Origin of the sequence: Thiothrix unzii, from assembly GCF_017901175.1 — a bacterium.
Taxonomy (GTDB): Bacteria; Pseudomonadota; Gammaproteobacteria; order Thiotrichales; family Thiotrichaceae; genus Thiothrix; species Thiothrix unzii.
The window spans coordinates 1,083,978-1,110,547 of the sequence record NZ_CP072793.1; the positions used below are offsets into that span (position 1 = coordinate 1,083,978).

Annotated in this window: 32 protein-coding genes; 21 read left to right on the forward strand and 11 right to left on the reverse strand. The window is 54.7% G+C overall.

Annotated elements, in window-relative coordinates; all coding sequences use genetic code 11:
• Positions 1-15: 15 nt before the first annotated feature.
• From J9260_RS05590 to J9260_RS05600, 3 genes are all read right to left on the reverse strand, one after another.
• On the reverse strand, positions 16-471 hold the full coding sequence (locus J9260_RS05590) for a transposase (RefSeq protein WP_210217479.1): 456 nt from the start codon (positions 469-471) through the stop codon (positions 16-18).
• 139 nt (positions 472-610) lie between these two features.
• Positions 611-1,036 carry a helix-turn-helix domain-containing protein gene (locus J9260_RS05595; RefSeq protein WP_210217478.1) on the reverse strand — a complete coding sequence of 142 codons (426 nt, stop codon included), beginning with the start codon at positions 1,034-1,036 and terminating at the stop codon, positions 611-613.
• 78 nt (positions 1,037-1,114) lie between these two features.
• Positions 1,115-2,056 carry an AAA family ATPase gene (locus J9260_RS05600; RefSeq protein WP_210220043.1) on the reverse strand — a complete coding sequence of 314 codons (942 nt, stop codon included), beginning with the start codon at positions 2,054-2,056 and terminating at the stop codon, positions 1,115-1,117.
• 260 nt (positions 2,057-2,316) lie between these two features.
• On the opposite strand from J9260_RS05600, the gene nifB reads away from it, so the two are divergent.
• The 6 genes from nifB to J9260_RS05630 all read left to right on the forward strand — a co-directional run bounded on the left by nifB (position 2,317) and on the right by J9260_RS05630 (position 6,418).
• Positions 2,317-3,822: a nitrogenase cofactor biosynthesis protein NifB gene (gene nifB, locus J9260_RS05605; protein WP_210220044.1), complete on the forward strand. Its 1,506-nt coding sequence runs from the start codon at positions 2,317-2,319 to the stop codon at positions 3,820-3,822.
• An 11-nt stretch (positions 3,823-3,833) separates the two neighbouring features.
• Positions 3,834-4,112 (forward strand): 4Fe-4S dicluster domain-containing protein, encoded by a 279-nt coding sequence (locus J9260_RS05610; RefSeq protein ID WP_210220045.1) that lies wholly within the window; start codon positions 3,834-3,836, stop codon positions 4,110-4,112.
• 168 nt (positions 4,113-4,280) lie between these two features.
• Positions 4,281-4,436, forward strand: a complete 156-nt coding sequence (locus J9260_RS05615) for a hypothetical protein (RefSeq protein ID WP_210220046.1) — start codon at positions 4,281-4,283, stop codon at positions 4,434-4,436.
• Entirely contained in the window at positions 4,429-5,721 is a 1,293-nt protein-coding gene (locus J9260_RS05620) for an FprA family A-type flavoprotein (protein WP_210220047.1), read from the forward strand. The genes J9260_RS05615 and J9260_RS05620 overlap by 8 nt, the downstream gene beginning before the upstream one ends.
• A 49-nt stretch (positions 5,722-5,770) precedes the next feature.
• On the forward strand, positions 5,771-6,055 hold the full coding sequence (locus J9260_RS05625) for a 2Fe-2S iron-sulfur cluster-binding protein (protein ID WP_202715900.1): 285 nt from the start codon (positions 5,771-5,773) through the stop codon (positions 6,053-6,055).
• Between the two features lie 15 nt (positions 6,056-6,070).
• Entirely contained in the window at positions 6,071-6,418 is a 348-nt protein-coding gene (locus J9260_RS05630) for a 2Fe-2S iron-sulfur cluster-binding protein (RefSeq protein WP_093067966.1), read from the forward strand.
• Positions 6,419-6,505: 87 nt separating this feature from the next.
• Here J9260_RS05630 and J9260_RS05635 read toward each other — a convergent pair whose 3' ends face one another.
• Entirely contained in the window at positions 6,506-7,084 is a 579-nt protein-coding gene (locus J9260_RS05635; RefSeq protein WP_210220048.1) for a transposase, read from the reverse strand.
• A 241-nt stretch (positions 7,085-7,325) separates the two neighbouring features.
• Here J9260_RS05635 and J9260_RS05640 point away from each other — a divergent pair, with 241 nt between their 5' ends.
• The 7 genes from J9260_RS05640 to J9260_RS05670 all read left to right on the forward strand — a co-directional run bounded on the left by J9260_RS05640 (position 7,326) and on the right by J9260_RS05670 (position 12,217).
• Entirely contained in the window at positions 7,326-7,895 is a 570-nt protein-coding gene (locus J9260_RS05640; RefSeq protein WP_210220049.1) for a nitrogen fixation protein NifQ, read from the forward strand.
• Positions 7,880-8,761: an ADP-ribosyl-[dinitrogen reductase] hydrolase gene (draG, locus tag J9260_RS05645; RefSeq protein WP_210220050.1), complete on the forward strand. Its 882-nt coding sequence runs from the start codon at positions 7,880-7,882 to the stop codon at positions 8,759-8,761. Before J9260_RS05640 ends, draG begins: the two co-directional genes overlap by 16 nt.
• The gene (locus J9260_RS05650; protein ID WP_210220051.1) at positions 8,758-9,258 is read left to right on the forward strand and encodes an Rrf2 family transcriptional regulator; all 501 of its coding nucleotides are present in this window, start codon (positions 8,758-8,760) and stop codon (positions 9,256-9,258) included. The genes draG and J9260_RS05650 overlap by 4 nt, the downstream gene beginning before the upstream one ends.
• A gap of 143 nt (positions 9,259-9,401) precedes the next feature.
• Entirely contained in the window at positions 9,402-9,725 is a 324-nt protein-coding gene (locus J9260_RS05655; protein ID WP_093070997.1) for a HesB/IscA family protein, read from the forward strand.
• A gap of 33 nt (positions 9,726-9,758) precedes the next feature.
• Entirely contained in the window at positions 9,759-10,661 is a 903-nt protein-coding gene (gene nifU / locus J9260_RS05660; protein WP_210220052.1) for a Fe-S cluster assembly protein NifU, read from the forward strand.
• Positions 10,662-10,672: 11 nt separating this feature from the next.
• Complete coding sequence (nifS, locus tag J9260_RS05665; RefSeq protein WP_210220053.1) at positions 10,673-11,890, forward strand: cysteine desulfurase NifS; 1,218 nt, start codon at positions 10,673-10,675, stop codon at positions 11,888-11,890.
• Between the two features lie 72 nt (positions 11,891-11,962).
• Positions 11,963-12,217, forward strand: coding sequence for a nitrogen fixation protein NifZ (locus J9260_RS05670; protein ID WP_210220054.1), 255 nt, complete (start codon positions 11,963-11,965; stop codon positions 12,215-12,217).
• 25 nt (positions 12,218-12,242) lie between these two features.
• On the opposite strand, the gene J9260_RS05675 is transcribed toward J9260_RS05670, so the two are convergent.
• Together J9260_RS05675 and J9260_RS05680 are read right to left on the reverse strand one after the other, a co-directional pair.
• Positions 12,243-12,533 (reverse strand): type II toxin-antitoxin system RelE/ParE family toxin, encoded by a 291-nt coding sequence (locus J9260_RS05675; RefSeq protein ID WP_210220055.1) that lies wholly within the window; start codon positions 12,531-12,533, stop codon positions 12,243-12,245.
• The gene (locus tag J9260_RS05680) at positions 12,530-12,763 is read right to left on the reverse strand and encodes an addiction module protein (protein WP_210220056.1); all 234 of its coding nucleotides are present in this window, start codon (positions 12,761-12,763) and stop codon (positions 12,530-12,532) included. Before J9260_RS05680 ends, J9260_RS05675 begins: the two co-directional genes overlap by 4 nt.
• 124 nt (positions 12,764-12,887) lie before the next feature.
• Here J9260_RS05680 and J9260_RS05685 point away from each other — a divergent pair, with 124 nt between their 5' ends.
• Entirely contained in the window at positions 12,888-14,459 is a 1,572-nt protein-coding gene (locus tag J9260_RS05685) for an ATP-binding cassette domain-containing protein (protein ID WP_210220057.1), read from the forward strand.
• Here J9260_RS05685 and hrpB read toward each other — a convergent pair.
• From hrpB to J9260_RS18795, 5 genes are all read right to left on the reverse strand, one after another.
• Positions 14,443-16,998, reverse strand: coding sequence for an ATP-dependent helicase HrpB (gene hrpB / locus J9260_RS05690; protein WP_210220058.1), 2,556 nt, complete (start codon positions 16,996-16,998; stop codon positions 14,443-14,445). The two genes, J9260_RS05685 and hrpB, sit on opposite strands and share 17 nt — an antisense overlap.
• Positions 16,982-17,857 (reverse strand): SIR2 family protein, encoded by an 876-nt coding sequence (locus J9260_RS05695; protein WP_210220059.1) that lies wholly within the window; start codon positions 17,855-17,857, stop codon positions 16,982-16,984. Before J9260_RS05695 ends, hrpB begins: the two co-directional genes overlap by 17 nt.
• 43 nt (positions 17,858-17,900) lie before the next feature.
• The gene (nifA, locus tag J9260_RS05700; protein WP_210220060.1) at positions 17,901-19,502 is read right to left on the reverse strand and encodes a nif-specific transcriptional activator NifA; all 1,602 of its coding nucleotides are present in this window, start codon (positions 19,500-19,502) and stop codon (positions 17,901-17,903) included.
• On the reverse strand, positions 19,499-21,160 hold the full coding sequence (gene nifL, locus J9260_RS05705) for a nitrogen fixation negative regulator NifL (protein ID WP_210220061.1): 1,662 nt from the start codon (positions 21,158-21,160) through the stop codon (positions 19,499-19,501). Before nifL ends, nifA begins: the two co-directional genes overlap by 4 nt.
• A 108-nt stretch (positions 21,161-21,268) precedes the next feature.
• Entirely contained in the window at positions 21,269-21,394 is a 126-nt protein-coding gene (locus J9260_RS18795) for a hypothetical protein (protein ID WP_281419456.1), read from the reverse strand.
• Here J9260_RS18795 and rsxA point away from each other — a divergent pair.
• Genes rsxA through J9260_RS05740 form a run of 7 tightly spaced genes read left to right on the forward strand, consistent with a single transcriptional unit; the run spans position 21,381 to position 26,556 of the window.
• Positions 21,381-21,956 carry an electron transport complex subunit RsxA gene (rsxA, locus tag J9260_RS05710; RefSeq protein ID WP_210220062.1) on the forward strand — a complete coding sequence of 192 codons (576 nt, stop codon included), beginning with the start codon at positions 21,381-21,383 and terminating at the stop codon, positions 21,954-21,956. The two genes, J9260_RS18795 and rsxA, sit on opposite strands and share 14 nt — an antisense overlap.
• Positions 21,957-21,974: 18 nt before the next feature.
• The gene (gene rsxB, locus J9260_RS05715; protein WP_093070923.1) at positions 21,975-22,511 is read left to right on the forward strand and encodes an electron transport complex subunit RsxB; all 537 of its coding nucleotides are present in this window, start codon (positions 21,975-21,977) and stop codon (positions 22,509-22,511) included.
• A complete protein-coding gene (gene rsxC / locus J9260_RS05720) occupies positions 22,508-24,025 on the forward strand; it encodes an electron transport complex subunit RsxC (protein ID WP_210220063.1) in 1,518 nt (505 codons plus the stop codon). Before rsxB ends, rsxC begins: the two co-directional genes overlap by 4 nt.
• Complete coding sequence (locus J9260_RS05725) at positions 24,022-25,026, forward strand: RnfABCDGE type electron transport complex subunit D (protein WP_210220064.1); 1,005 nt, start codon at positions 24,022-24,024, stop codon at positions 25,024-25,026. Before rsxC ends, J9260_RS05725 begins: the two co-directional genes overlap by 4 nt.
• Positions 25,023-25,649: an electron transport complex subunit RsxG gene (gene rsxG / locus J9260_RS05730; protein ID WP_210220065.1), complete on the forward strand. Its 627-nt coding sequence runs from the start codon at positions 25,023-25,025 to the stop codon at positions 25,647-25,649. The genes J9260_RS05725 and rsxG overlap by 4 nt, the downstream gene beginning before the upstream one ends.
• The gene (locus tag J9260_RS05735) at positions 25,646-26,284 is read left to right on the forward strand and encodes an electron transport complex subunit E (protein WP_210220066.1); all 639 of its coding nucleotides are present in this window, start codon (positions 25,646-25,648) and stop codon (positions 26,282-26,284) included. The genes rsxG and J9260_RS05735 overlap by 4 nt, the downstream gene beginning before the upstream one ends.
• Positions 26,281-26,556 (forward strand): RnfH family protein, encoded by a 276-nt coding sequence (locus J9260_RS05740; RefSeq protein WP_210220067.1) that lies wholly within the window; start codon positions 26,281-26,283, stop codon positions 26,554-26,556. The genes J9260_RS05735 and J9260_RS05740 overlap by 4 nt, the downstream gene beginning before the upstream one ends.
• Positions 26,557-26,570 lie beyond the last annotated feature (14 nt).

The window sequence follows — 26,570 nt, forward strand, 5'->3', positions numbered from 1 at the left end:
GTCGATAATAAGTAATTATCCAAAAGTTATCGTGTATTTTTCGCCAAAGCCAGCCAGTATAGCTAACACCAGTTCCTTCATGTCCTTGTAGCTTTTATAGGCATCCAGCGGCAACCATTCATATTTGATTTTTCGCCAGAGTATTTCGATAGGATTGAGTTCAGGGCTGTAGGTTGGCAAAAAATGTAAGCAAATTCCCGCCAACATCCAATCTTCACGTTTACCAAGAAAGGCTTTGCTGGTTTGTATCGGGGCGTTATCCAGAATAACCAAGCAAGGTATTTTTGTTTGTGCAAATTCTTCGGCATAACGGTCAGCAAAGGCATTAAAGGCGGCGATGGCAGCTTGTGAGTCAACGCGCCCTTCCACCGTGTGGAAAAAACTATCGTTGTCTAGGCTCATAAAACCCAAGACATTCAAGCGTTTGCTCTGAGCTGTGAGTAGCCTGCGTGTTTCCCCCGTTTCTGCCACCCGTAAGGGACGCAAGGAGTTGTGGTAAAACCTGAACCATCGAAGTAGTAAATAAGCAACTTGCCAGCCGCCGCTTGCTGGTGGAGTAATGCTTGAATTTCCTGCTCACGCTTGAAAGCCACGGGGTCACGTTTATCTTTCAATGAGTTACGCATCCGCTTCCAGAGGTAGTGGAACTTTTTTTTAACAGGCGTTTCAAGGTGCTGGTACTGGCTACTTTCTGGGTTAGATCAGCCAGTTTGGTTTGAGCCGTCTTGATTTGGCGTGGCTCTTCGTCCACTAGGGTTTTCAACAACGCTACTTCAGCTTCTGTGTATATCCGGGGGCAACCAGAGCGGGGACGGTCGTAAAGTCCCAGCAGCCCTTCATGTTCCCAGCGGTCGAGCCACTCACTGATGGCATCGCGCCGTACATCCAAGATTGACCACAGTTCCGCAAGGGTAAAGCCGCGTGTACTCAACAAAATTGCTTGCGCACGTTGACGACAGCGGAATGTAGGGTGGTTCATATACATTTCCTGCAAGGTCACGCGGATTTCTTCAGGGATCGGCTGGGCAAATTTCATCGGTGCGGACATTCTTAAGTGACAAACTACCAGTTTACACCAGCAGGATCTTATACGTGGAAACTTCTAGCTAGTTACTTATCTCTCGGCAGTCGCCCTTAATGGTTTAATATAACGCACCCCCCTAAAAACACTTTCAAGCTCATGGTTAGCTAAGGATAAAATATCAAAAATATTATTTCTTATGGAGAATTCATAGAATAGATCGCATACTTCTTTTCTATTTTGATTCAATAACCGAGAAAAAACTATATTTTCACTAAAAATTGATTTTAGCAAGTTAAAAATATTTCTTCTGTTACAATAGCCTATTTTTCTTAATCCTGCCTTTATGGTGTAAATTGATGTGGTATGCCAGAAATATTTTCTCACTTTTTCGAAATAACGGTCAATTAAAAAATTCTCCCAATATACGCCAAATGAGCTAGCCCCGTAAAATACATCTTCATCTTTTTTATTGGGGGCTCGATTAAATATAGGTAAAAACCCATCCCCAGATTGATAAACTAACTCATCTGTTGGAACCTTCTCGTTGTCATTAATGATAAGTGAAAATTTACCATTATTTTCAAAAGAGAACACAAAGGAATCATGACCAAATACGACTTTAATTAGTTTAGCAACGGTTTTTTCTTGGAGTTGAGTGATTCCAACTTCAAGTTTTACTTCAAAAGAATCACTTGCGCTTTTTTTGTTAATAAACATTCTTCTTTGGAAAAAAGGCCGTCTCCCATTTACATCTAAACTTAACAAAAAATCAAAGTAAATGATGTCATCTGTGCTATTTTTATTCTTTGCCTCTGAATATGCTCCAAAGTCAACATGTGAGCCATACCAAAGAACTGGGCCTGTTGTTTTTGTTTCGACAGACTGCCTTAATAAGGGTAATGATCTAAGAAATGAACTTTTACCACTGCTATTTTTCCCGACCAAAACAGTTAATGGCTTTAGGTCAACGAAAGGAGCAGAGTCAAAATTAGCAAAACTTCTTAAGTTTCTTAATCTTAGTGATCTAAGCATTTCATATATCCGAACAATTTTGTGATGATTGAAATTACCACAAAATAATTTTTTTAGGAATCATTCCCTATAAATATCTGTCGCTTTCCCTACATCACATTCCCGACATTCCCCCTCAAACCCCTTTGTCGCACACCCAACAACAAAACCCCAACCATCTGTAAATAAAAGAAAAATTACCAATAACCACCACTTGGCACGCAAATTGAACTACCCATGCAAACACCCTCACGAAACCCATTTCGTCACGGAGAATACGCATGGAACTGACTGTTTTAGGGCAAAGCCAAACCGAAATCTCTGCCGGAGGCTGCGCCTCCAGCGGTTGCGGGAGCAACGACGACCAATTGAACCACCTGCCGGAACACATCCGCGCCAAGGTGCATAACCACCCGTGCTACTCCGAAGAGGCACACCACCATTACGCCCGGATGCACGTTGCGGTTGCCCCGGCCTGCAACATCCAGTGCCACTATTGCAACCGCAAATACGACTGTTCCAACGAATCGCGCCCCGGCGTAGTTTCCGAACTGCTCACCCCCGATCAGGCGGTGAAAAAGGTCATGACCGTGGCGGCGAATATCCCGCAAATGACCGTGCTGGGCATCGCAGGCCCCGGCGACCCGCTCGCCAACCCGGAACGCACCTTCGACACCTTCCGCCAACTGACCGAAAAAGCACCGGACATCAAACTCTGCGTCTCTACCAACGGTCTGGCATTGCCGGAACTGGTCGACGAACTCTGCCAGCACAATATCGACCACGTAACCATGACCATCAACTGCGTTGACCCCGACATCGGCGCACAGATTTACCCGTGGATTTTCTGGAAAAACCGCCGTGTTTACGGGCGTAAAGGTGCAGAAATCCTCATCAAGCAGCAGCAAAAAGGGCTGCAAATGCTGGTCGATCGCGGCATTTTGGTCAAGGTCAACTCGGTGATGATCCCCGGTGTTAACGACAAGCATCTGGAAGAAGTCAGCAAGGCGGTCAAAGCCAAAGGCGCATTCCTGCACAACGTCATGCCACTGATTGCCGAAGCCGAACACGGCACGTTCTACGGCGTAATGGGGCAACGCGGCCCGACCCACGACGAATTGCAAGAACTGCAAGATGCCTGTTCCGGCGACATGAACATGATGCGCCACTGCCGCCAATGCCGCGCCGATGCGGTCGGGATGCTGGGCGAAGACCGTGGTGACGAATTCACGATGGACAAGATCGAAGCCGTGGATGTCGACTACGCCGCCGCGATGGTCAAACGCGCCGAAGTCCACGCCGCCATCGAAGCCACCCTCGCCGCCAAACAGCAGAAGAAAAATGAAACCTTCATCTCGCTGTCCAGCTTAAGCATTCCGAAAAAGGAATCCCGCCCGGTACTGATGGCAATCGCCACCTCTGGCGGCGGCATCATCAACCAGCACTTCGGTCATGCACGTGAATTCCTGATCTACGAAGCCAACGCCCACGACGTGCGCTTCATCAGCCACCGCAAAACTGACCTGTATTGCAGCGGCGATGACACCTGCGGCGACGGCGAAAGTGTGCTGCAAAAAACCATCAACGCCCTGAAAGGCTGCGAAGTGGTGCTGTGTTCCAAGATCGGCTACGAGCCGTGGGGAATGCTGGAAGAAGCCGGAATCATGCCCAACGGTGAACACGCACTGGAAGCCATCGAAGACGCGGTTGCTGCCGTCTACAAGGAAATGGGCGAAAAAGGCTTGCTCGACAAGAAACCGGAAACCAAGCAACGCGCCACCGCGTAAGGAGCTGCATCATGGCATTACAAATCGTTGACGGCTGCGTGAACTGCTGGGCGTGCGAACCGCTCTGCCCCAGCAAAGCCATTTACGCCGCAATCCCGCATTTCCTGATCGACGCCAAGAAATGTACCGAATGCGACGGCGACTACGCCGACAAACAATGCGCCAGCATCTGCCCAGTCGAACAAGTGATCGTGGACAGTCAGGGTGCAGCCCTGAATCCGCCGGGATCGCTAACCGGGATTCCGCCGGAACGGTGGGAGCGGGTTAAGGCGGAGATTCAAGCTAGATAGGAAAGAAGAAAGAATCCCCCCATCCCCAGCCCTTCCCCCGCAAGGGGGGAAGGGAGCAAGAGAGAGAAGAAGTACCTCTTTCTTATCCCCTCCACCCCTTGCGGGGGGAGGGTTAGGGAGGGGGGGAACGGTTCGGAGGAAAACCTTTCAACACACGAGGACACAGCCATGCCATCACGTTTACTAAAATTCTTGCAGACCTTCCGCCGTCACGGACAGATCGACCCGGCACTAAAACGCGCCTACCCGAACCTGCCCAACTGCCTGCTCAAACGCCATTCCGCGCTGTTGAGCATGAGTCTTGCAGGCAACCGTCATGGCTGACACCCCGCCACTCAACGTCTCGACATGGAAAGAAGCGGTCGAATTCGCCCCCGGTGTCCACTGGATCGGCGCACTCGACCCAACCTTGCGCACCTTCGACATTATCCTCAAAACCGCCAATGGTACGACGTACAACTCGTATCTGGTGCGCGGCAGTGAAGGTGTCGCCATCATCGACACGGTGAAAGAAGGCTTTGAGGACGAATTTTTCCACCGCCTGGAATCGGTAGCGCGTTACGACGAAATCAAGGTGATCGTGCTCAATCACCTCGAACCCGACCACAGCGGCGCGTTGCCGGAACTGATGCGCCGCGCCCCGCAAGCACGACTGTACATTTCCACACGGGCAACCTCCATGCTAAAAGCGTTATTGCGCCCCAACCGCGAAGAGCCGTTTGAATACACCACCGTCACCACCAATGACCGGGTAAGCCTTGGCGACCGCCATTTGCGCTTCCTGCACACGCCATTCCTCCACTGGCCGGATACGCAATGCACCTATCTGGAAGAGGAGCAGGTGCTGTTTTCTGGCGATGTATTCGGCTGCCATTACTGCGATGTACGCCTGTTTAACGACCGGGTGGGCGATTTCCGCTTTTCGTTCGATTACTACTACGCGCACATCATGCGCCCGTTCAAACAGTGGGTCATGGAAGCGCTGGCGCTGATCGAGCCGCTGAAAATGAAAATAGTCGCGCCAACACATGGCCCCATTTTGCGCGAACGCCCACGCCGTTACGTGGCGCATTACCGCGAGCTTTCCACCTCCACCCTTAGTCGCGAAATCGGCGACACCAACAAGTCGTTGATCATTTTCTACATGAGTTCCTACGGTAATACGGCACGCATGGCAGAAGCGATTTACAGCGGCGCGGATACAGTCGAAGGCGTGCGCGTGTCGCTGTATGACCTCGAAGGCGGCGAAGTCGCACCTTTCGTTGACTTGATTGAAGACGCCGACGCGCTGCTGTTTGGTTCCCCCACCATCAACGGCGATGCGGTCAAGCCGGTATGGGATCTGCTCTCGTCACTGGCGGTGGTGAATCTCAAGGGCAAGATCGGCGCAGCGTTCGGCTCGTATGGCTGGAGCGGCGAAGCCGTGCGCATGGTCGAAGACCGGATGCGTGGCTTGAAAATGCGCGTCCCACGCGAAGGGTTGCGCGTCAAATTGATTCCAACACAAGAAGAATTGGATGAATGCACAGGGTTGGGTAGAGAAATAGCCAACATTCTGGTCGGCAAGGAAGTGCAGCGCGGGGTCATTGAATTCAGTGACCTCACCTGACAACTGCGCCGCCAGACAATTTTTTAACTAACGATTCAAGGAAATTAGCATGGCAAAGGCAAAAATCACCTTTGAAGACATTCACCAAACGGTCAATGTCCCCGCCGGAACCCGCATTATCGAAATCTCTGAAAAGATCGGTGCGGGCGTTATCTACGGTTGCCGCGAAGGCGATTGCGGCACTTGCATGATGGAAGTCACCGAAGGCTGGAACAACCTGACCGAACCTTCCGTGCTGGAAGAAAAAGTCCTGCGCGAAAACATGGCTGGTCGTCACAACCGTCTGGCTTGTCAGGCGCAAATCCTCGGCGACTGCAAAGTTAAACCCGCCTGATTCAAGGAGAACAACATGGCATTAATTACTTTTTCCAGCCCCGAATACAAGGACAAAACCGTGTATGCGGTGGCAGGCAGTTTCACCGAAACCGTGCTGAAAATTGCCAAAACCAACAAGATTCCGATCCAGTTTTCCTGTGGTGATGGCGAATGCGGCACTTGCGTGGTCAAGGTCACGCAACTGGGCGACAAAGCGCCAATGGGCTATCACCTGGAAGAAAAGGAAAAAACCGTCTTGCTGGAACTCGGCAAAATCACCAAGAGCGAGATGGAAGACATGATCGTTAATGATTTGCCGAGCAAATGGCGGCTGGCTTGCCAGTTCATCCCGCGTGATGAGGATGTTTTGGTCGAGTATTGATACTGACGTTGGGACTGGGGGGAGGGCGACCAGCCGGTCGCCCTCTTCTTCCTTGCCCTCTCCCCTCCAATCCTCTCTCAATTTCCGCTATCGCACCGCAAACAACGAATCCTCTTTCCATCGAAACGGGTTATTCTCAATATAAGTGCTGAATTCCAGCATGGAACGTTCGTCACGAATAATATGTTCCCAGTAATTACGTTGCCACACGGGTACTCTAGGAGTAGCGCGAAGCACATTGATCTGCTTGGTGACACTAGATTTAAAACCAGACATTAATGCACCGATTGATGCGGACTTGGGACCTTTTACAGAGATATTGGTGTTAAGGATGGGGATTGGCGACGAGCCGGTTGCCCCAACGTTGATGAAGACGATAGCGTGGAAGTGATTGGGCATTACCACGAATTCGCCCAATTCTATTTCTGTACGAATATGGGCAGACGCTTGCCATTCCGTCAGAACAATTTCGCCAAACTCGTTTAAACGCATGACTCCATCGCTAATTTCACCAAATAAGCATTCCCTGTGCTGAACGCAGAGTGTGAGAAAATAAGCTCCCTGTTGTGAATAATCATAACCTTTCAGACGAATAGAACGTCGATGATGGATAGTCGGATCGTAACGTAACATTGGCTTGTTTTTATAAATGGTAGATTCGACCATTCTACCGAACCTCCCCAAAAAACCAACGTAGGGGCGACCGGCTGGTCGCCCTCTTTAGGTTTGAATCACCATGTTGCAGAGAAGAGGGCAACCAGCCGGTTGCCCCTACGTTGTGAGAAGTGCGACATTGTTCGTTGGGGAATTTAACAAAATAAACAATCATTACAAAGATTTATGAAAATCATGGCGACTGGCTTGTTTATTGCATATTTAGGAAAAACCGTATTGATAGGATATAGCGATGACCGCCATGCCAAAACCACCCAATCTCTTACAAACCCACTACACCCACCTGATGCAGCACCGCCGTGGCGAAACCAACGAGCACCTGTTGGCAACCATGTACGCCTCCGCATTGTGCGGACAAGGTGCAATGCCGCTGCATCTCGGTTTGCCACTAGACATTTTCCGCACGATGATGGAATACCATTTCCCGACCTTGCCGCAATTACCGCTACCTGCCCACGTCGCATCGCTGGACTTTTCACGTCTGCCGGAACTCGATGACTTGCGCATCTTGTTACAACAAAACCTCAGCCAACCCTCACCGATGGCGGGCTGGATGACCGAAATCGTTTGCGCTGGCTGCACCGGCAACGATCACCTCTGGCAAGACCTCGGATTGTGGTCGCGCAAAGACTTATCTGCCCTCATGCACGATAATTTCCGTCCCCTCGCAGAACGGAATGACAAAGACATGAAGTGGAAAAAATTCCTCTACAAGCAAATGTGCGTCGGCGAAGGCATCTACGTGTGCCGCGCTCCTTCCTGTGAAGTCTGTGTGGATTACGCCGCATGTTTCGGGGAATAGCCGCCTACCTCGGCCTTGCCATCGGTGATGCCTTGGGTGCAACCGTGGAATTCATGACCCCGGCTGAAATCCGCCACGAATACGGCACACACCAACACATGATTGGCGGCGGTTGGCTGAAACTCAAAGCGGGCGACATTACCGACGACACCGAAATGAGCCTTGCTTTGGGCAACGCCATCCTTGCTGCGGGCAAAGTCGACCCCACCAGCGTGGCGGAAGCCTTCAGCGAATGGATGCGCAGCAAACCCAAAGACATCGGCAACACCGTGCGCCGTGGCATCGTGCAATTCCGCCGCACTGGACAAACCACCATGCCAGCAAGCGAGCACGACGCAGGCAATGGCGCGTGTATGCGCTGCCTGCCCGTTGCCCTCGTCACCCTGTATTCGTCATGGACTGACGTGCAAACCGCCTCTCGCCTGCAAGCCCATACCACCCACAACAACCCGGTATCGGATGCGGGCACAGAATGCATTATCCAGATGGTGCAAGCCGCCATTCTCGGTGAACCCCGCGTCGAACTGGAATTGCTGGCGCACGAACTGGTGCAACGTTACCCCGTATTTGAATACCGCCAACGCCGCCGCGACAACCCCAGCGGCTACATCGTTGATACCCTGCAAGCCGTGTTCCAGTCCCTGTTCAGCACCGACACCTTTGAAGCCGCACTGGTCGATGTGGTCAACCGGGGTGGCGATGCCGACACCACCGGCGCAATCCTCGGCATGGTGGCAGGCGCACTGTACGGCATAGACAATATCCCCACCCGCTGGCTGGAACGGCTCGACCCCAACATCCGCGCCCAATGCACCCAACAAGCTCGCGCCCTTTACCAACTGGCACAACAAGGACACAACCCATGAGACTTTCCCGCAAAGACGAACACTCCATCACCGCGATGCTGTCACTGGCTGCCACTGACCGCTACGCCGCTCCCATCAGCCTCACCGAACTCTCCGAATCGCTGGGCATTTCCACCTCGTATCTGGAACACATCTTCAGTGGCCTGCGCAAACACGGGCTGGTAGAAGGCTTGCGCGGCGTAGGCGGCGGCTATCGGCTGGCACGCCCTGCCACGCAAATCAGCATTGCCGACATCCTCCACGCCACCCACGCGCTGACAGATGAGGACACGCTGGAAAGCGTGCTCGCAACCGTCGATACACGCGGACTGGAAGCTGCCCAAGGGTGGGTGGAACTCAGCCGCCGTATCCGCGACTTTCTCGGCGAACTCACCCTTGCCGATTTTGCCAGCACCAAACCCAGCAGCGTGTGGAAACAGCGTGAAGATTCCGTCAGCAATTACATCGCCACCATGTTTCCGCCACACACGGTCTACAACAACAGTATGTCTGCTTAACGACAAGCTCAGCGCAACTGACCTGTGCCAAATCCTACAAAACCACTCGAACAATACAAAAAATCCTTAACAATCAACAATAAAACAACTTGGCACAGGCTTTGCAGTATTCCCGTAAAGCACTTTACAACGGGAGATAACGCATGATCATACTGACCGACAACGCCCAGAAAGCCCTCGGACGTTTCATTGAAGGCGCAGACAAATCCATCGCTGGCTTGCGCATTGGCGTTTCCGGCGGCGGCTGTTCCGGCTTGCAATATTCCATGAGTCTGGTCGAAGCCAAAGCCGACGGCGATCTGGAAGTCCCATTTCCAGCACTGACCGTCTTCGTTGACCCCGAAAGTGCGCCGAAACTGGAAGGCTTAACCGTGGATTTCATCGACGGTATCGACGGCAGCGGTTTCAAGTTTGAAAACCCCAACGCCACCAATAGCTGCGGTTGCGGCAAATCATTCGCTGCCTGATTCACGACGCAACGCCAACAGGAGACCCAAGCCATGTGGGATTATTCAGAAAAGGTACAAGACCATTTTTTCAACCCGCGTAACGCTGGTGCAGTCGCACAAGCCAATGCCACTGGCGATGTGGGTTCACTCAGTTGCGGCGACGCGCTGCGCTTGACCCTCAAGGTCAACCCCGAAACCGACATTATCGAAGATGCGGGTTTTCAGACGTTTGGCTGTGGTTCGGCGGTTGCCTCCAGCTCTGCGCTGACCGAAATGGTCAAGGGCATGACGGTGGATGATGCGCTGAAAATTTCCAACCAAGACATCGCCGACTACCTCGACGGTTTGCCGCCGGAAAAGATGCACTGCTCGGTGATGGGGCGCGAAGCCTTGCAAGCCGCCGTTGCTAATTACCGTGGCGAAGAGTGGAAAGACGACCACGAAGAAGGCGCGTTAATCTGCAAATGCTTCGCGGTGGATGCGGTGTTGATCGAAGAAACCATTCGTGCAAACAACCTCAGCACGGTGGAAGAAGTCACCTTCTACACCAAAGCCGGTGGCGGTTGTTCCGCGTGTTTTGAAGGCATCGAAGAAATCCTCAACAAGGTTTTAGCCGAACCCGAATTTGCCGCCGCCGTAGAGACGCAAAATCTTGCGTCTCTACCCCCAACACCACCCACTGAATCGGCTAAAAAACCATTGACCAACCTGCAACGGATGCGCCGCATCGAACACACGCTGGAAGCGATCCGCCCGCAACTGCAAGCCGACCGAGGCGACATCGAACTGGTGGAAGTCGATTTCGACAAGAAAATCGCCTTCGTCAACCTGAGCGGCGCGTGTTCCGGTTGCCAGATGGCTGCGGCTACTTTGGGCGGCGTGCAACAGCGCGTCATGGAAGATTTGGGTGAATTCATCCGCGTATTGCCTGCGACTGAAATGGGCAAGTTTTAAGGAGTTGTGTGATGAGTGAAGGTATTTATCTCGATAACAATGCGACTACGATGGTGTCGCCGGAAGTGGTGCAAGCCATGCTGCCGTATTTCACCGAGCAGTTCGGCAACCCGTCTTCCATCCACCAGTTTGGCAACAAGGTCGGGCTGGCGATTAAAGCTGCTCGCAAGCAGGTGCAAAAGCTGCTGGGTGCGGAACACGATTCCGAGATCGTTTTCACCTCGTGCGGCACCGAATCCGATTCCACCGCGATCCTCTCCGCCCTCAAAGCGCAGCCGGAACGCAAGGAAATCATCACCACCGTGGTTGAGCATCCTGCGATCCTGACCCTGTGCGAAAATCTGGAAAAAGACGGCTACACCGTGCATTACCTTAAGGTGGACGGCAAAGGACGGTTGGATCTGGATGAATACGCCAAGCTGCTGACCGACAACGTGGCGATTGTGTCCGCGATGTGGGCGAACAACGAAAGCGGCACGTATTTCCCGGTGGTGGAAATGGCTGAAATGGCGAACGCGGCGGGCATCATGTTCCACACCGATGCGGTGCAGGCGGTCGGCAAAATTCCGATGAGTTTGAAAGACACCAAGATCGACATGCTGTCAGTGTCTGGGCACAAATTGCACGCGCCCAAAGGCATTGGTGTGCTGTATTTGCGCCGGGGTACACGCTTCCGTCCACTGTTGCGCGGTGGGCATCAGGAACGTGGACGGCGTGCGGGCACGGAAAATGCGGCTTCCATCGTCGCACTCGGCAAAGCGGCGGAAATGGCGATGGAACACATGGAGCATGAAAACATTTGCGTGCGTGCCATGCGTGACCGCCTCAAGGAAGGTTTGCTGGCTGCCATCCCCAACTGTTTCGTGACCGGCGACCCGGACAATTGTTTGCCGAATACGCTCAATATCGCGTTTGAATACATCGAAGGCGAAGCGATTTTGCTGATGCTCAACAAGCAAGGCATCGCGGCTTCCAGCGGTTCGGCATGTACGTCTGGCTCACTTGAACCGTCGCATGTGATGCGGGCAATGGGCATTCCTTATACGGCTGCACATGGCACGATCCGCTTCTCGCTGTCGCGCTACAACAATATGCCCGAGATCGAGAAAGTCATCGCCGCTGTTCCGCCGATTATTGCGCAATTGCGCAAGCTGTCGCCGTATTGGGATGCTGCCAATAATGTGCCAGTGGAAGAACCGGAAAAGGCGTTTGCTCCGGCGTATGCCTAAAGACCCTCACCCCCTAGCCCCCTCTCCCAGAGGTAGAGGGGGTGTAAGAGATTGTTTTGTATCGGAGATGACATGGATATTGCTCAAATTCAACCCGGTGACATGGTGTTTGCGGCTGCCGACTTGTTCAGTGATGGCGAAATTCCGGGCTACGCCGAAGGTGCGCTGGTCGTCAAAGCGGGTACTCGCGGCGTGCTGATCAATACCGGGCATTATGAGGAATACCCGGAGGATACGTTTTATCTGGTGCAGTTTGAGGATGAGAGTGGGACGTTGGGGCTTTCGTTGGGGTGTTGGGCGGAGGAGTTGGCGACTGAAGCATCTTGATACGCCTCTTCCAATTCCAACACCTTCATCCCAACCGCTCGTGTGTTACTGCTGGATCACGCCGACAATCCAGTACTGCATAAACCCTGACAACATCATTCTCCACACGATAGTACACCGCAAACGGAAAACGCTTGGCTAACAGCCGGTTGAAACCAAAATGGATGGGGTGGATGCCTGCGTAAATCTGGAGGGATTCAAGATCAGCCAGCAAGGAATCAACGAAGTAGTCACCCAATCCGGCTTGTTGGGCATCATAAAAAGCAAAGCCGTCAACCAAATCGGCTTCGGCATCGGGATGTAGTTCAATTCTCATGGAGCAGTCGGGCGGCGCAGACGTTGTTTGACTTCATCCAATGGGCGGAAAGCCACCGCGCCATTTTCCGCAGCAGCCAATCTGGATCGTAATAATTCACCATGCCATGTCGGGGATGCAAAATCAGCGTTCTTCTGCGTCAGACTTTCCCATACCCGTTCAATCAGTGCCAATTTATCCGCCAGTGTCATGCGCTCTAGTGGTAATGTATCCAGTGACCATGCAATCATGTTGCTTTCCAGAATTATCCAAAAATGATGGTTGTAGCTTACTCCAAAGCACAACACTGATGCAAAATAGCTGCTTGAACGGAAAAGTTTGCCGCTACATATTTTCCGTGTTTTGGAGTTCCTTATGACACATGTAGTCTGCCAGTTTTCCCAGTTAACCCAACAGTTTGATACCAAAACGGTATTTTCCGGGCTTTCCTCCACCCTGACCGACGGCTTGACCGGATTGGTCGGACGCAATGGGCAAGGCAAATCGGTCTTGCTTGCCCTGCTCGCACAAGATTTCCCACCCACTAGCGGCAGCATTCGCTGGCTTGTGCCGTTCTATTGGGTGCGGCAACTGCAACGCCTGCAAGGTTTGAATCTGGCGGATGCCCTCGGCGTTGGCGCGTTGTATGACAGTTTCGAGCGCATCCAGTCCGGTGAAGCCAGCGCGGACGATTTTGCGCAGGTTGAAGATCGTTGGCATCTGCCCGCCTTGTGGGAACAGGAACTGCATGAAGCGGGTCTGGATTTGCCCCTGTCTACGCCCGTCCAACATCTCAGCGGCGGCGAACAAACCCGGCTGGCACTGTGCCGTGCGTTCTTGCAACTTGATCACTACCTGCTGCTGGACGAACCCAGCAACCATCTGGATACCGCAGGTCGGCAATGGCTATTGGCAAAGCTGACCCAACACCCGGCGGGCGCATTGGTTGCCACCCACGACCGCGAATTGCTGCAACAGGTGGAACGGATTCTGGAGCTGGATCAGCATGGCTTGAACGAATACGGCGGCAATTACGCCATCTACCACACCATCCGCGATGCCCAAGTTGCCGCCACCGAACAGCAACTGGCAACACTCAAACGCAACCGCCAGCAACAAAAACTGGAACAACAAGCGGCGTTGGAAAAATCCGCCCATCGCCGCAAACAGGGCGAACGCCAACGCCATTCCGGCTCACAAAGCAAACTGCTGATGGATGCGCAACAGGATCGCTCAGAAAACACACTTTCCAAACTCAAGCAACAACACCAGCAACGCGCCGAACAACTGGCAACCGAATTGGGCGCTACCCAAACCCGGCTGGAAATCATCAAACCGCAAACCTTACGCTCTGCCCCCGAAGCCGCGCATCACAGCCTGTGCCTGCACCTTTCCGAACTGGTGTTGCCTTACGTACACCATGCGCCGCTGACCCTCACCGTACAGCAGGGCGAACGCTGGCACATCCAGGGCAGGAATGGCTCTGGCAAATCCACCCTGCTGCGCGTCATTGCAGGTCTGGAACAACCCATTTCAGGTGTTTGCGAGGTGCATGGACGTTGCGTGTATCTGGATCAGCACTTCAGCCTGCTAGATGAAAACGCATCCGCGCTGACCAACCTGCAACGCCTGCACCCTGACATCAGTGAAACCCTACTACGTACCGAATTGGCGGGGTTACGAATGCGCGGCGATAAGGCATTGCAACCGCTGAAGGAACTGAGCGGCGGTGAACGCCTGAAAGTAGCTTTACTGGCTGTGCTAGTGGGTGAGAATGCCCCGACCTTGTTGTTGCTGGATGAACCCGACAACCATCTGGATCTGGACTCGCGCTTATTGCTGGAACAAACCTTGGCAGACTATCCCGGTGCATTGCTGGTGGTGTCGCACGATCCGGCGTTTATTGCCGCCCTGAATATTTCGGCAAGCCTCACATTAACCGCTTGACCTTGCGCGTAGCAATTGCCTGCAACGGATCATCCGGCCACGGATGCTTGGGGTAACGCCCCTTCATGTCCTTTTTCACCTCATGGTAGGACGTGCGCCAAAACCCCGCCAAATCCTGCGTAATCTGCAACGGCCTGCCCGCCGGAGATAGCAAATGCACCAGCAATGCCACCCTGCCATTGGCAATGGTCGGCGTTTGTTGGCAACCAAACATTTCCTGCAATTTCACCGCCAACACTGGCGACGATTGGCTGTAGTCGATGGCGATGGAATGCCCGGAAGGCACTTCAAGCGATTTAGGGGCAAGCTGTTCGAGACGTTGTTGCATGTCCCACGGCAATAGACTGCTGAGAATAGTGGTCAAATCGAGCTTTTTGAAATCACCCAGCACATTAACTGCATTTAGATACGGGGCAAGCCACTCTTCCAGTGTTGCCAGCAAGTGGGCGCGGCTGACATCAGGCCATGCTCGTTCCGCTTCGACACCTCGCAAAAGATTGATTCTTGCGCACCATTGTTCCTGTTCCGCCTGCCACGGCAATACATCCAGCCCTTGCTTGCGGATGAAACTGATCAGGGCGGTGCTTTTGGCTTCACTCGGTACGGTTTGCAGGGCTTTGCGTTGTAACACCAACGCGCCGATTTTGTGCTGTGCTTCGGCGATGAAACGCCCCGCTTTGTTATCCCATTCCACCACGGTTTGCCCGCGCACCTGATCGGCTAATGCGCTGGCAAACAGCTTATCATCCAGTGCGGCAGCGGAGCGGATGGTGTCGCTGCTTTTGCCCACCATGCTGCTGACCTCCGCAATCGCCAGCCATGCCTGATTGCCGAGCGCGTGTTTATCGGGCAAATCCGCACTGCGCCCGTTGGCAAGTTGGTAGCCGCCGGAATGCCGCCGCCGTGCAATACGATCGGGGTAGGCACAGGCCAGCAAATAGCCATTGATTTGCGTGGCGGGGAGCAAAAAGCTCACACCACTTTCTGGCAGTTTCTGGCTGCGGATTTGTTCCATAAATTGGTTTGCCAGTTGGCGGGTACGCTGTAACCAGCCCTGTTGCGGGTATGGACAACGGCTTGTGCCTGTCAGTATTTCCAGCGATTGGCTAATGTCTGGATTGTCTTGGCTGAACGGATTGCGCTCGGAAAGCAGGCTGGCAAGGTTGGCAGCGGCGTTCAGGTGTCCGGCTTGTGCGCCACAAATCAGCAGGTGGGCGAGGCGCGGATGCACCGGCAGATTGCACATCACTTGCCCGTGCGCCGTCAGTAGCGTGGTTTTGCCCTTGCGTTCAATCGCGCCGAGCGTTTCCAGCAAGTCCAGTGCTTGTTGCCAAAGGCCGGAAGGCGGCACATCCAGCCAGCGCAGTTCCGCCGGGTCATCCACACCCCATTGCAGCAGTTGCAAGGCGAGTGGGGCGAGGTCGGCGCGTAAGATTTCGGGGGTATTGTGTGCAGCGAGTTGTTCTTGCTGGCTTTCCGTCCACAGTCGATAGCACATGCCGGGGGCAAGACGACCTGCACGTCCGGCACGTTGGGTGCTGGAGGCGCGAGAAATGCGTGTGGTGTGTAAGCCGGTCATGCCGGTTCCGGGGTCGAAACGGGCTTCGCGCACCAGACCGGAATCGACCACCACATCCACGCCTTCGATGGTCAGGCTGGTTTCGGCGATATTGGTTGCCAGCACCACCTTGCGTTGGTCCGGGTTGGCAAGCGGGGCAATGGCTTGTTGCTGTTCGTCCAGCGTGAGGTTGCCGTACATGGGGCGCAAATGCACGCCACGGATGCGGCGTTCCACCAGCCATTCACCGAGTGCTTCGGTGGTGCGGTGAATTTCGCCTTGACCGGGCAGAAAAGCGAGGATGCTGCTGTCAGGGTTGTCGCTCAAGGCTTGCCGCAGGGTGGCGACCATGCGTTCGGCAATGCGTTCGTTGGGTTTGGCAGCTTGCCCGTAGCGGATGTTTACTGGGTAAGTACGACCTGCGCTGCGTACTACTGGAGCATCATCCAGTAAATTGGCAATCGCAACGCTATCCAAGGTGGCGGACATGACCAGCAGTTTCAGCGGATTGCTGTCGTCGCGGAACAGCTCGCGCCCTTTCAAACACAGGCTGAGGGCGAGGTCGGAATCGAGATTGCGTTCGTGGAATTCGTCGAAAATGACCAAGCCAACGCCGTCCAGCGACGGGTCTTGCTGTAATTGCCGAGTGAGGATGCCTTCGGTAATAACTTCAATGCGTGTCTGGTGACTGATTTTATGGTCGAGGCGCATCCGATAGCCGACGGTTTGGCCTGCGCTTTCGTTTAGCAGGCTTGCCATGCGGTGCGCGGCATTTTTGGCGGCAATACGGCGCGATTCGAGCATGAGGATTTTTTTGTCAAAAAGCCACGGCTCATCCAACAAGGCCAATGGCACGCGGGTGGTTTTGCCCGCGCCCGGTGGGGCTTCCAGCACGACTTCGTGGTGTTCACGCAGGGCTTGCTTGAGGTCGTCAAGGACGGCATCAATGGGGAGGAGCGGTTCGTTACATAGCGTTTTCATGCTGGGCATGATAGCCAGTGACACCCGCCGCTGCCAGCAAGTCCGCCACATCCGCCGCAATAATCTCAATCCCCATACGCGCACAGAAACGCACTTCCTTGTCAGTCGGTTGCGGAATCAATGCCCAACCTTTGGGTTCAGTCGAGGCGTAGGTAATGTCCGACATCACCATACGGTCGGTATCGCGTTGTAAGCGCATCCCGATGAACAGGTATTGCTTACCTTTGCGGTATTCCTTGAGGAAATCAGGAATCGCAAACCCGCCCATCAGCTCGGTGATGTAGTCCACATAGTCTGCGTCGGAAGCAATGTAATTCGCATCCGGGCGCGGGCTACCCATCGGCTTGAACAGAATCGGCAGTTCAGGATTGACCTCTTCCTGCGTAATTTCGCGGTAGCCACCGCTGCCCACGTACTCATTCAGCACGAAACGGTAATTCGTCCCCACAATCCGCGCCGTACCCCGAATCAGCGTATGCGGCTGGTCGGCGTAAGTATCCTGCAACTGGGTGTCGCGGTTGGTGTCGATCACGTAATGCGGCTCGATGCTGGCAAGCCAATCGTGCAATGGGGCGCGTGTCCACTTGCGCTTGCCGTAGGTGTCTTCGAGGAAATTATGGACGGCCTTGCGCCCGCGTTTCAGCTCCACATCCATCGCCGCACGCGGGAATTCCCACATCAAACGGGCTGACATTGGCTTGCCGCCGTTCATAGCGAGAATCAGGCTGTCGCTGTCGGCTGGGATGGCAACGCCGCTCAGTTTATCGACCGAACCTTGCAGCGCACCTGCACCGAGGTAGGGGACGATGGTATTGTTGGCGACCCCGGCGAGCAGGGTTTGAAGCGTCATTTCTGACATGGTGATTCCTCGTGATATTTGTCAATGGATTAAGGTTTACGTATCAGATTTGCCGCACCTGAATATTCAGTATCTGGATGCGGTAGGCAATTTGCCGTGGGGTCATATTCAGCAACCGCGCCGCCTTGGCTTGCACCCAACCCGCTTCTTCCAGTGCGGCAATCACGCGCTCACGTTCGTCCAGATCCGGGTCATTCAAATCCGCCTTCGGTTTGCCGCTACCTGCACCTCCCGTAGAGACGCAAAATTTTGCGTCTCTACCACCACCACAGCCATCATCAGCCGGAAACTGGCTATCCAGCCCCGTCAAACGAATGACCTGCTGGTCAATATGCCCATCGGCGCTGAGGATCGCGGCACGTTCCATGCAATTTTCCAACTCGCGCACATTGCCCGGCCAGCCGTGGTGCATGAGCGCACGAATCGCGCCGTCCCCAATATCCAGCGGTCGCCCTTGCTTGTTGCTGATTTTATTGACCAGAAAGCGGGCAAGGTCAGGGATGTCTTCCAGCCGTTCGCGTAACGGCGGCATGATGATGGGCATCACATTGAGGCGGTAATACAAGTCTTCGCGGAATTCGCCTGCCCGCACTTCCTGTTCCAGATTGCGGTTGGTGGCGGCAATCACGCGTACATCGACCTTGAGAGTGCGCGTACCGCCGACGCGCTCGAATTCGCCTTCCTGCAAGACCCGTAGTAATTTGGCTTGGAACGCGGGGGTGATTTCGCCGATTTCATCCAGAAACAGCGTGCCGCCATCGGCTTGCTCAAAACGCCCCTTACGCTGACTGACCGCACCAGTAAACGCACCTTTTTCGTGCCCGAACAGTTCGGATTCCAACAAATTGTCCGGCAAAGCGGCGCAGTTGAGTTTGATGAAAGCATTGTTGGCACGCGGCGAATGGTAGTGAATGGCGTTGGCAATCAGCTCTTTACCCGTCCCGGATTCACCGCGAATGAGTACGGTGGTGTTCCACTTGGCAACTTGCCGCGCTTGGTCGAACACCACCTGCATGACGCGGGTATGCCCAATCAGGTTGGCGAAACCGGATTCGCCTTTGACCTTGCGGCGCAACGAGTCGCGTTCTTTTTGCAGTTCCTGTTTGTCGCTGGCGACTTCGTTGGCAAGGACTACATTTTGCCCGATTAGGTTGCCGATCATTTCAAGGAAGCGGCGGCGTTCGCCCAGTAAGTGCAATTCAGCGGGGGGTTGTGCAGCTAATACGCCGACGATTTCATCGCCACGGGCGCGGATCGGTACGGCAATAAGCGGCAACACCGGATTGTATACGCCGAGTTTGTCGAGGAAACGCGGTTCGTCGGCTAACTTGCGGATAATCAGCGGCTTATCCATTTCAATCGCCAGCCCCATGATGCCTTCGCCCGCACGGTAGCGCACATTTTCCACGGTAAGTTTGTCGGCACGGTGCAATTCCAGCAGCAGCAAATCACCGCTGTCACCGTCGAGTAGGCTGACCATGCCGTGTTCGAGCTGGCCTTCTTCGTGCAGTACGCGCAACACTTCGCGCAAGGTTTCCTTGAGGTTGAGGGAACGGCTTAACACCTTGCTGACGGCGTAAATACAGGCAAGTTCGTCTTCCAGCAAGTTGAGGGTTTGTTGCAATTGCGCATTGTCGTGGCTCATTCCATCCCCCCGTTGCTGGCTTTTAGGGGTAGGTTGACGCGGATACGGCAACCGTTGGGGTAATCGGGGTCGATGCTGATACTGCCGTCGTGGTTGTTGACGATTTCTTGCGCCATGCACAAGCCCATGCCGACATTGCCGTTGCCGCGTTTCCAGCCGCTGTGGAAGGGTTCAAACACTTTTAAGCGTTGCGCGGGCGGAATGCCAATGCCGTTGTCGGTGATTTCCACGCTAATGCTGTCGTCGTGCAAACGGGTGTGAATACGCAATTCGCGGTAGACGCGCCCGGCTTCGTGCAGGGCGAGCAAGGCATTGTCGAGCAGGTAATTGAACATACGCCGCAATGAGGCTTCATTACCCATGAGCGCAGGCAGGACAGGTTCAGGTCGCCAATCGACGACCACGCCTTCGGAAAGCATCCGGTCAGTCGCAATAATCAGCAAGTCTTTGAGTACCTGATTAATGTTGACCAAGGAATACGTGCCGTGTTCGGCTCTGGGGATTGCCATGCGCATGGCATTGATGGCGCGGTAAGACGATTCCAGCACTTGCTGCAACACGGGGTACAGGGCTTCGGTGGAAGAGGGCGGCATGACCAGGGCGGCTTGGATCACGTTGAGCGGAGTTTCCAGTTGGAAAATCGCACCTGCCAAGGTTTCGCGGATGCTGCTGGTGAGTTCTTGTTCCGCCATTTGCACTTTGAGGTGTTGGATGCGGGCACGTTCCAGCTCGGCTTTGCGGGTGGTGATGTCGGTGGCAACTAGCAACAAATAATGTCCGCCACTGTTGGTTAGGGCGAAATAATTTTTGGCAGCATCGTCGAGTTCTTCGACGTGGATGCCGGAGAGGGTGAACCAGCATTCGTTGCCATTGGGCGCGTCGAAACGGACTTGCACGTCGTGGAAATTGTCGAAGGTTTCACCCTCTAGTGTGGGCAGCCGATCCTTGAGCGCATCGAGGAATAGATGGACGGGTTCGATTGTACCGAATTCGACTTTGAGGCGTTTGTAGGCTTTGTTATCCATCAGGATATTGCGGTTGCTGTCGAGCAATACCACGATGGCCGGGGCGAGGTCGAAAATGGTGTCGGAAAGGATTTTTTGGTGTTTGAGTTGCTGTTCCAGATTGTGAATGACCGATATGTCGCGGTGCATTCCGAGGAAGTTGGTGATATTACGCTGGGCATCCAACACGGGGGCAACGGTGACTTCGGCGAGGTAGCGTTGGCCCGCTTTGTTGCGGTTGATGAGTGTGCCGCGCCATTCTTTGCCGCTTTGGATGGTGCGCCACAGGGTGCGGTAAAGTTCCAGCGGGGTGGTTTTGCAGGACAGTACCGATTCGTTTTGTCCGCAAATCTCGTCGCGGGAATAGCCGGTTAATTCCTCAAACGCGCTGTTGACGTAGAGGATATTGGCGCGGGTATCGGTGATGGAAATGGCAACAGGGGCTTGCTCCACGGTTTCGAGGATGGCTTGCAGCGACAGGCCGGGGGTCACATGCTCGAATCCGGCAATGTGCGAGAGGTCGGCGTAGTGTTCGGCGAATGAGGTGCTTGGCTTGTGCATAACGGTTTCCACGGTTGCTGTGTTTATTGCGGTGCAATAGGCGTGCCAGCGTGTTGGCGGGAATGGGGTAATACGCTGGGTGGTGTGGTACATGTGTAGATTGTGTAGATGCGCGTGTGTAGAGACGCAAGATTTTGCGTCTCTACGGTGGTGGGTGCGGAGGCGAATGGTTGTCGCAAACCCGACAATTCCCCACCTTTGTCACAAACCACACGCCGCAAAATCCACCCAAAACCCACGCCCCGCAAGGCTTGCAGAGGCTGGCACGCTCCCTGCATTGCCTTTGCCACAGATGATTCTCAGGGAATGCGCAATGGAATATTTCATGATCTTGCTCGGTACGGTACTGGTGAACAACGTGGTGTTGGTCAAGTTCCTAGGGCTTTGCCCGTTCATGGGCGTTTCCAAGCAGATTGATTCGGCGATTGGCATGGGCATGGCTACCACCTTCGTACTGACGCTGGCTTCGGTGGCGGGCTGGATGCTGGAGCATTGGGTGTTGCAGCCGTTTGATCTGGGTTTCCTGCGCATCCTGTCGTTCATTCTGGTGATTGCGGCGACGGTGCAGTTTACCGAGATGGTGATTAAGAAAGTGTCGCCTGCGTTGTATCAGGTGTTGGGGATTTTCTTGCCGCTGATTACCACCAATTGCGCGGTACTGGGCGTGGCGCTGCTGAATGTGCAAGAACAGCACAGTTTTCTGCAAACCTTGCTGTATGGCTTTGGGTCGGCGGTGGGGTTTACCTTGGTGCTGGTGATTTTTGCGGGTTTGCGGGAACGGTTGGCGTTGGCACAAGTGCCAGCGGCGTTTGGCGGGTTGCCGATTGCGTTCATTGTTGCCGGGTTGTTGTCGCTGGCCTTTATGGGCTTTGCGGGGCTGGCGAGCTAATAGGAAAGGGAGTAGAGCATGACTGCGATTCTGATTTTGATGACCTTGGGGTTGTTGCTGGGCGGGCTGTTAGGGCTGGCAGGTCAGTATTTCAAGGTGGAAGGCAACCCGTTACAGGAAGAAATTGAATCACTGTTGCCCGGTTCGCAGTGTGGGCAGTGCGGCTTTCCTGGTTGCAGCCCGGCGGCGGAGGCGATTGCGAATGGTGCAGCCCCCGTGACCGCTTGCCCGCCCGGTGGTAAGGCGTTGGCGGAAACGCTGGCGGCGAAACTGGGGGTGAGTGTTGACCTTTCCGGCGTGGCGGATAAGGGGCCGATGATTGCGTATGTGCATGAAAACTTGTGCATCGGTTGCACCAAGTGCTTTAAGCGTTGCCCGACGGATGCGATTTTGGGCAGTTCCAAGCAGATTCATGCGGTGTTTGCGGATGCTTGCACCGGCTGTGAGAAATGCTTTGAGGTTTGCCCGACGGAATGTATTGAAATGCGCCCGCTGACGCATACGGTGCAGACGTGGTATTGGCCGAGTCCGATGATGACAGGAGTTGCAGCATGACTTTCTTTGCAACCCAAAAAATCAGCAAGCTGTTCCGCATCCGTGGCGGCGTACACCCGCACGATTGCAAGACCCTGAGCGCGGACAAAGCCATCGAAGACCTGCCGATACCCAGCCTGTTGCACATTCCCTTGCAGCAGCACATCGGCGCGGCGGCAAAACCGGCAGTCAAGCGCGGCGATCATGTCCTCAAGGGGCAGTTACTCGCTAACAGTCAGGGAATGATTTCCGCGCCCATCCATGCCCCCACCTCCGGGCGCGTCGTCGGGGTCGGGCATTACCCCGCGCACCACGCCTCCGGCTTGTCGGTACACACCATCACCCTGCAACCGGATGGCAAGGATGAGTGGATCGAACTTCCCCCACCCGCTGACCCGTTCACCCTCGATCCCGCCGAAATCGCCACCCGCGTCGCTGCTGCCGGAATTGTCGGCATGGGCGGCGCAACCTTCCCCTCCGCCGTCAAACTCAACCTGCGCAACCGTTACCAGTTGCACACGCTGGTCATCAACGGCGCGGAATGCGAACCCTACCTGACCTGCGATGACCGCATCATGCGCGAATATTCCGCCAACGTGATCGACGGCATCCGCATTATGGCTTACGCGCTGGGGGTAGAAAACATCATCATCGGCATCGAAAACAACAAACCACAAGCACAAGCCGCGATGCGCGAAGCCGCTACCGCCTTCCCCAACATCCAGGTGGTCGGCTTACCGATGCGCTACCCGATGGGGTCGGAAAAACATCTGGTACAAACCCTCACCGGGCTGGAAACACCAGCGCGTGGCTTGACCGCCGACATCGGCATTGTGGTGCATAACCCGGCAACCGCGCTGGCAGTCCGCGATGCTTTGCGCGAAGGCAAACCGCTCGTCTCCCGAGTCGTCACCGTTTCCGGCGGGGCAGTGCGCCAGCCGCGCAATCTGCGCGTATTGCTGGGCACGAAAGTGCAGGACGTGATCGACCATTGCGAAGGTTTCAACGTCGAACCGACCCGCCTGATCAGTGGCGGGCCGATGATGGGCAACCTGCTGCCCGATACCCGTGTGCCGCTGGTGAAAGGTTGCAACGGTATCCTCGCCCTTACCGCCAAGGAAGTTTCTGAAAATCAGGAATCGCCCTGCATTCGCTGCGCCAGTTGCGTGCAAGCCTGCCCGTGCGGGCTGTTGCCGCTGGAAATGGCAGCCAATGCCCGCGCAGGCAACCTCGATGCCGTCACCAAACTGGGGCTGATGGATTGCATCGCCTGTGGCTCGTGTTCCTACGTTTGCCCTGCGCACATTCCGCTGGTGCAATATTTCAACTACGCCAAGGGTGAACTTGCCAGCCGTCAACGCGCCAAGCACAAGCAGGACGAAACCAAACGCCTGATTGAACAGCGCAACGAACGCATGGCAGCGCAAGAACGGGCGAAGAAAGAAATGATGGAACGCCGCAAGCGCGAAGCCGCCGCCAAAAAAGCTGCCGCAGCGGCTGCCGCTGCCAAAACCGCACAGGAGGCTAGCGCATGAGCCTGTTGATTTCCAGCCCGCACACCCATTCCGGCAAAAGCGTCCAGAACACCATGTTGCTGGTGATGTTGGCACTTGCCCCCGCGACCATTTTCGGCTTGTACCTGTTTGGTTTGCCTGCCATCAGCTTGTTCCTGATTACCATCCTCGGCTGCGTGCTGGCGGAAGCGATGGCACTGAAAATCATGGGCAAACCCGTAGGCAAATACCTCAGCGACGGTTCGGCGATCCTCACCGGCTGGTTACTGGCGTTAAGTTTGCCACCGACTGCACCTTGGTGGATTGGGTTGTTGGGTGCATTTCTCGCCATCATCATTGGCAAGCAAGTGTTTGGCGGCATCGGGCAAAACCTGTTCAACCCGGCAATGGTGGCGCGGGTGGCGTTGCTGATTTCGTTCCCGCTGGAAATGACCACGTGGGTGACGGTTGATGGGGTGAGTGGCGCAACGCCTTTGGGGCATATCCGTACTGAAACCGGGCAGGGGCATACCTTGTCGAGCTTTGCCGACAGTTTGCCGAGTGTCAGCGACATGGGGCTGGGAATGATGGGCGGTAGCATGGGCGAAACGTCGGCAGTATTGCTGCTGCTGGGCGGCTTGTTCCTGCTGTGGAAACGCATTATTACTTGGCATATTCCTGTGTCGCTGCTTGGTACATTGTTGCTATTGGCGGGGATCATGCACGCCATCAACCCCGACGTTTACCCCGGTGCGGAAGTGCATTTGCTGGCGGGGGCGACTTTGCTGGGTGCGTTTTTCATTGCTACCGATTTGGTCACATCCCCTGTGTCAGCTACCGGACAACTGATTTTTGGGGCGGGCTGTGGGCTGCTGGTGTACGTGATTCGTACATGGGCGGGCTACCCCGAAGGCATGGCGTTCGCCGTCATGCTGATGAATGCGCTGACCCCGCTGATTGACCACTATTTCCGCCCGCGCATTTACGGGCGTGACCGCAAGGGCGAACCGCTCAACTATGCCAGCGGGGAGAACAAACCATGACCAACGACACCAAAATCCCGTTGCTGGAACGGATTCCCTATCAGGCGATTCTGTTAGGAGCGTGCGCCGCGATTGCCGCCGCGCTGCTCTTGGGGGTGGATAACGCCACCCGCGAACCGATTGCGCAGCGCAAGATGGAAGACCTGCAACAATCGCTGGCGCAAGTCGTGCCGGATGATTTGCACGATAACAATATGGTGGCAAAGCCGCTGCTGCTGACCGGGGCAGACGGCAAAGAGATCAAAGTTTATCAAGGCACAAAAGCGGGCAACGTCACCGCGCTGGTGTGGGAAACCGTCGGCTTCGGTTACGCGGGCGAAATCCGCACCATTATCGCGCTTGACCCGCAAGGCAAAATCCTCGGCACGCGGGTGTTGTCCCACAAGGAAACACCGGGGCTGGGCGACAAGATCGAAGCCGCCAAGGATGACTGGATCACCAAGTTCACCGGTTTGTCGCTGAGCAACCCGCCCGAAGACCAGTGGAAGGTGAAAAAAGACGGCGGGCAATTTGACCAGTTCAGCGGCGCAACCATTACCCCGCGTGCGGTGGTGAAAAGCCTGCACGAAGCATTGCAATTCTTTGAAGCCCACAAGGCGGACATGCTGGAGGTGAAACCATGAGTACCGACTATAAACGCCTCACCCGCGACGGGTTGTGGGACAACAATGTGGTGTTTGCGCAAGGCTTGGCACTGTGTCCAACGCTGGCTGTGACCAGCACCGCGACCAATGGGCTGGGCATGGGACTGGCGACTACAGCGGTGCTGGTGGTTTCCAATCTGCTGGTGTCATCGGTGCGCAATATTGTCAGTCCAGCGGTGCGGATTCCGGTTTACATTGTGCTGATTGCGACACTGGTGACGCTGGTGGACATGGCACTGAATGCGTGGGTGCATGAGCTGTACAAAGTGCTGGGTTTGTTCATTGCGCTGATCGTGGTCAACTGTGTAATTTTAGGGCGGGCGGAATCGTATGCGTCCAAGAATTCGCTGGTGCCGTCAATGGTGGACGGGTTGATGATGGGGCTGGGTTTCACGCTGGCGTTAGTGATTCTCGGCGGGGTGCGCGAAGTGCTGGGGAGTGGCACGTTGTTTGCCAGTGCGTCGCTGTTGTTGGGCAAGGCGTTTTCCTTTATGGAACTGACCATTATTCCCGATTACAAGGGCTTTTTGTTGATGATTTTGCCGCCGGGTGGGTTTATGGCACTGGGTTTCCTGCTGGCGGGGAAACGGGTGTGGGATGGGAGAAAAGCATGAACGTGGGAATTGCTTACGCTGACAAGTTCAAGCAGACGTGGTTGAAGCTGGAAGTGCCGGATGGTAGCACCATCAAGGAAGCACTTGAGTTTTCGGGTTTGCTCAAGCAGTTCCCCGATATTGATCTGGAGAATCAGGCGGTGGGCATTTTCGGCAAGATCAGCAAGCTGGATACCAAGGTGGAGGATGGTGACCGGGTGGAGATTTACCGCCCGATTACGGCTGACCCGGAGACGGTGGAGCGGCGTGACCGCAATAATGATGACGAATAGTGCAACAAGGAGTA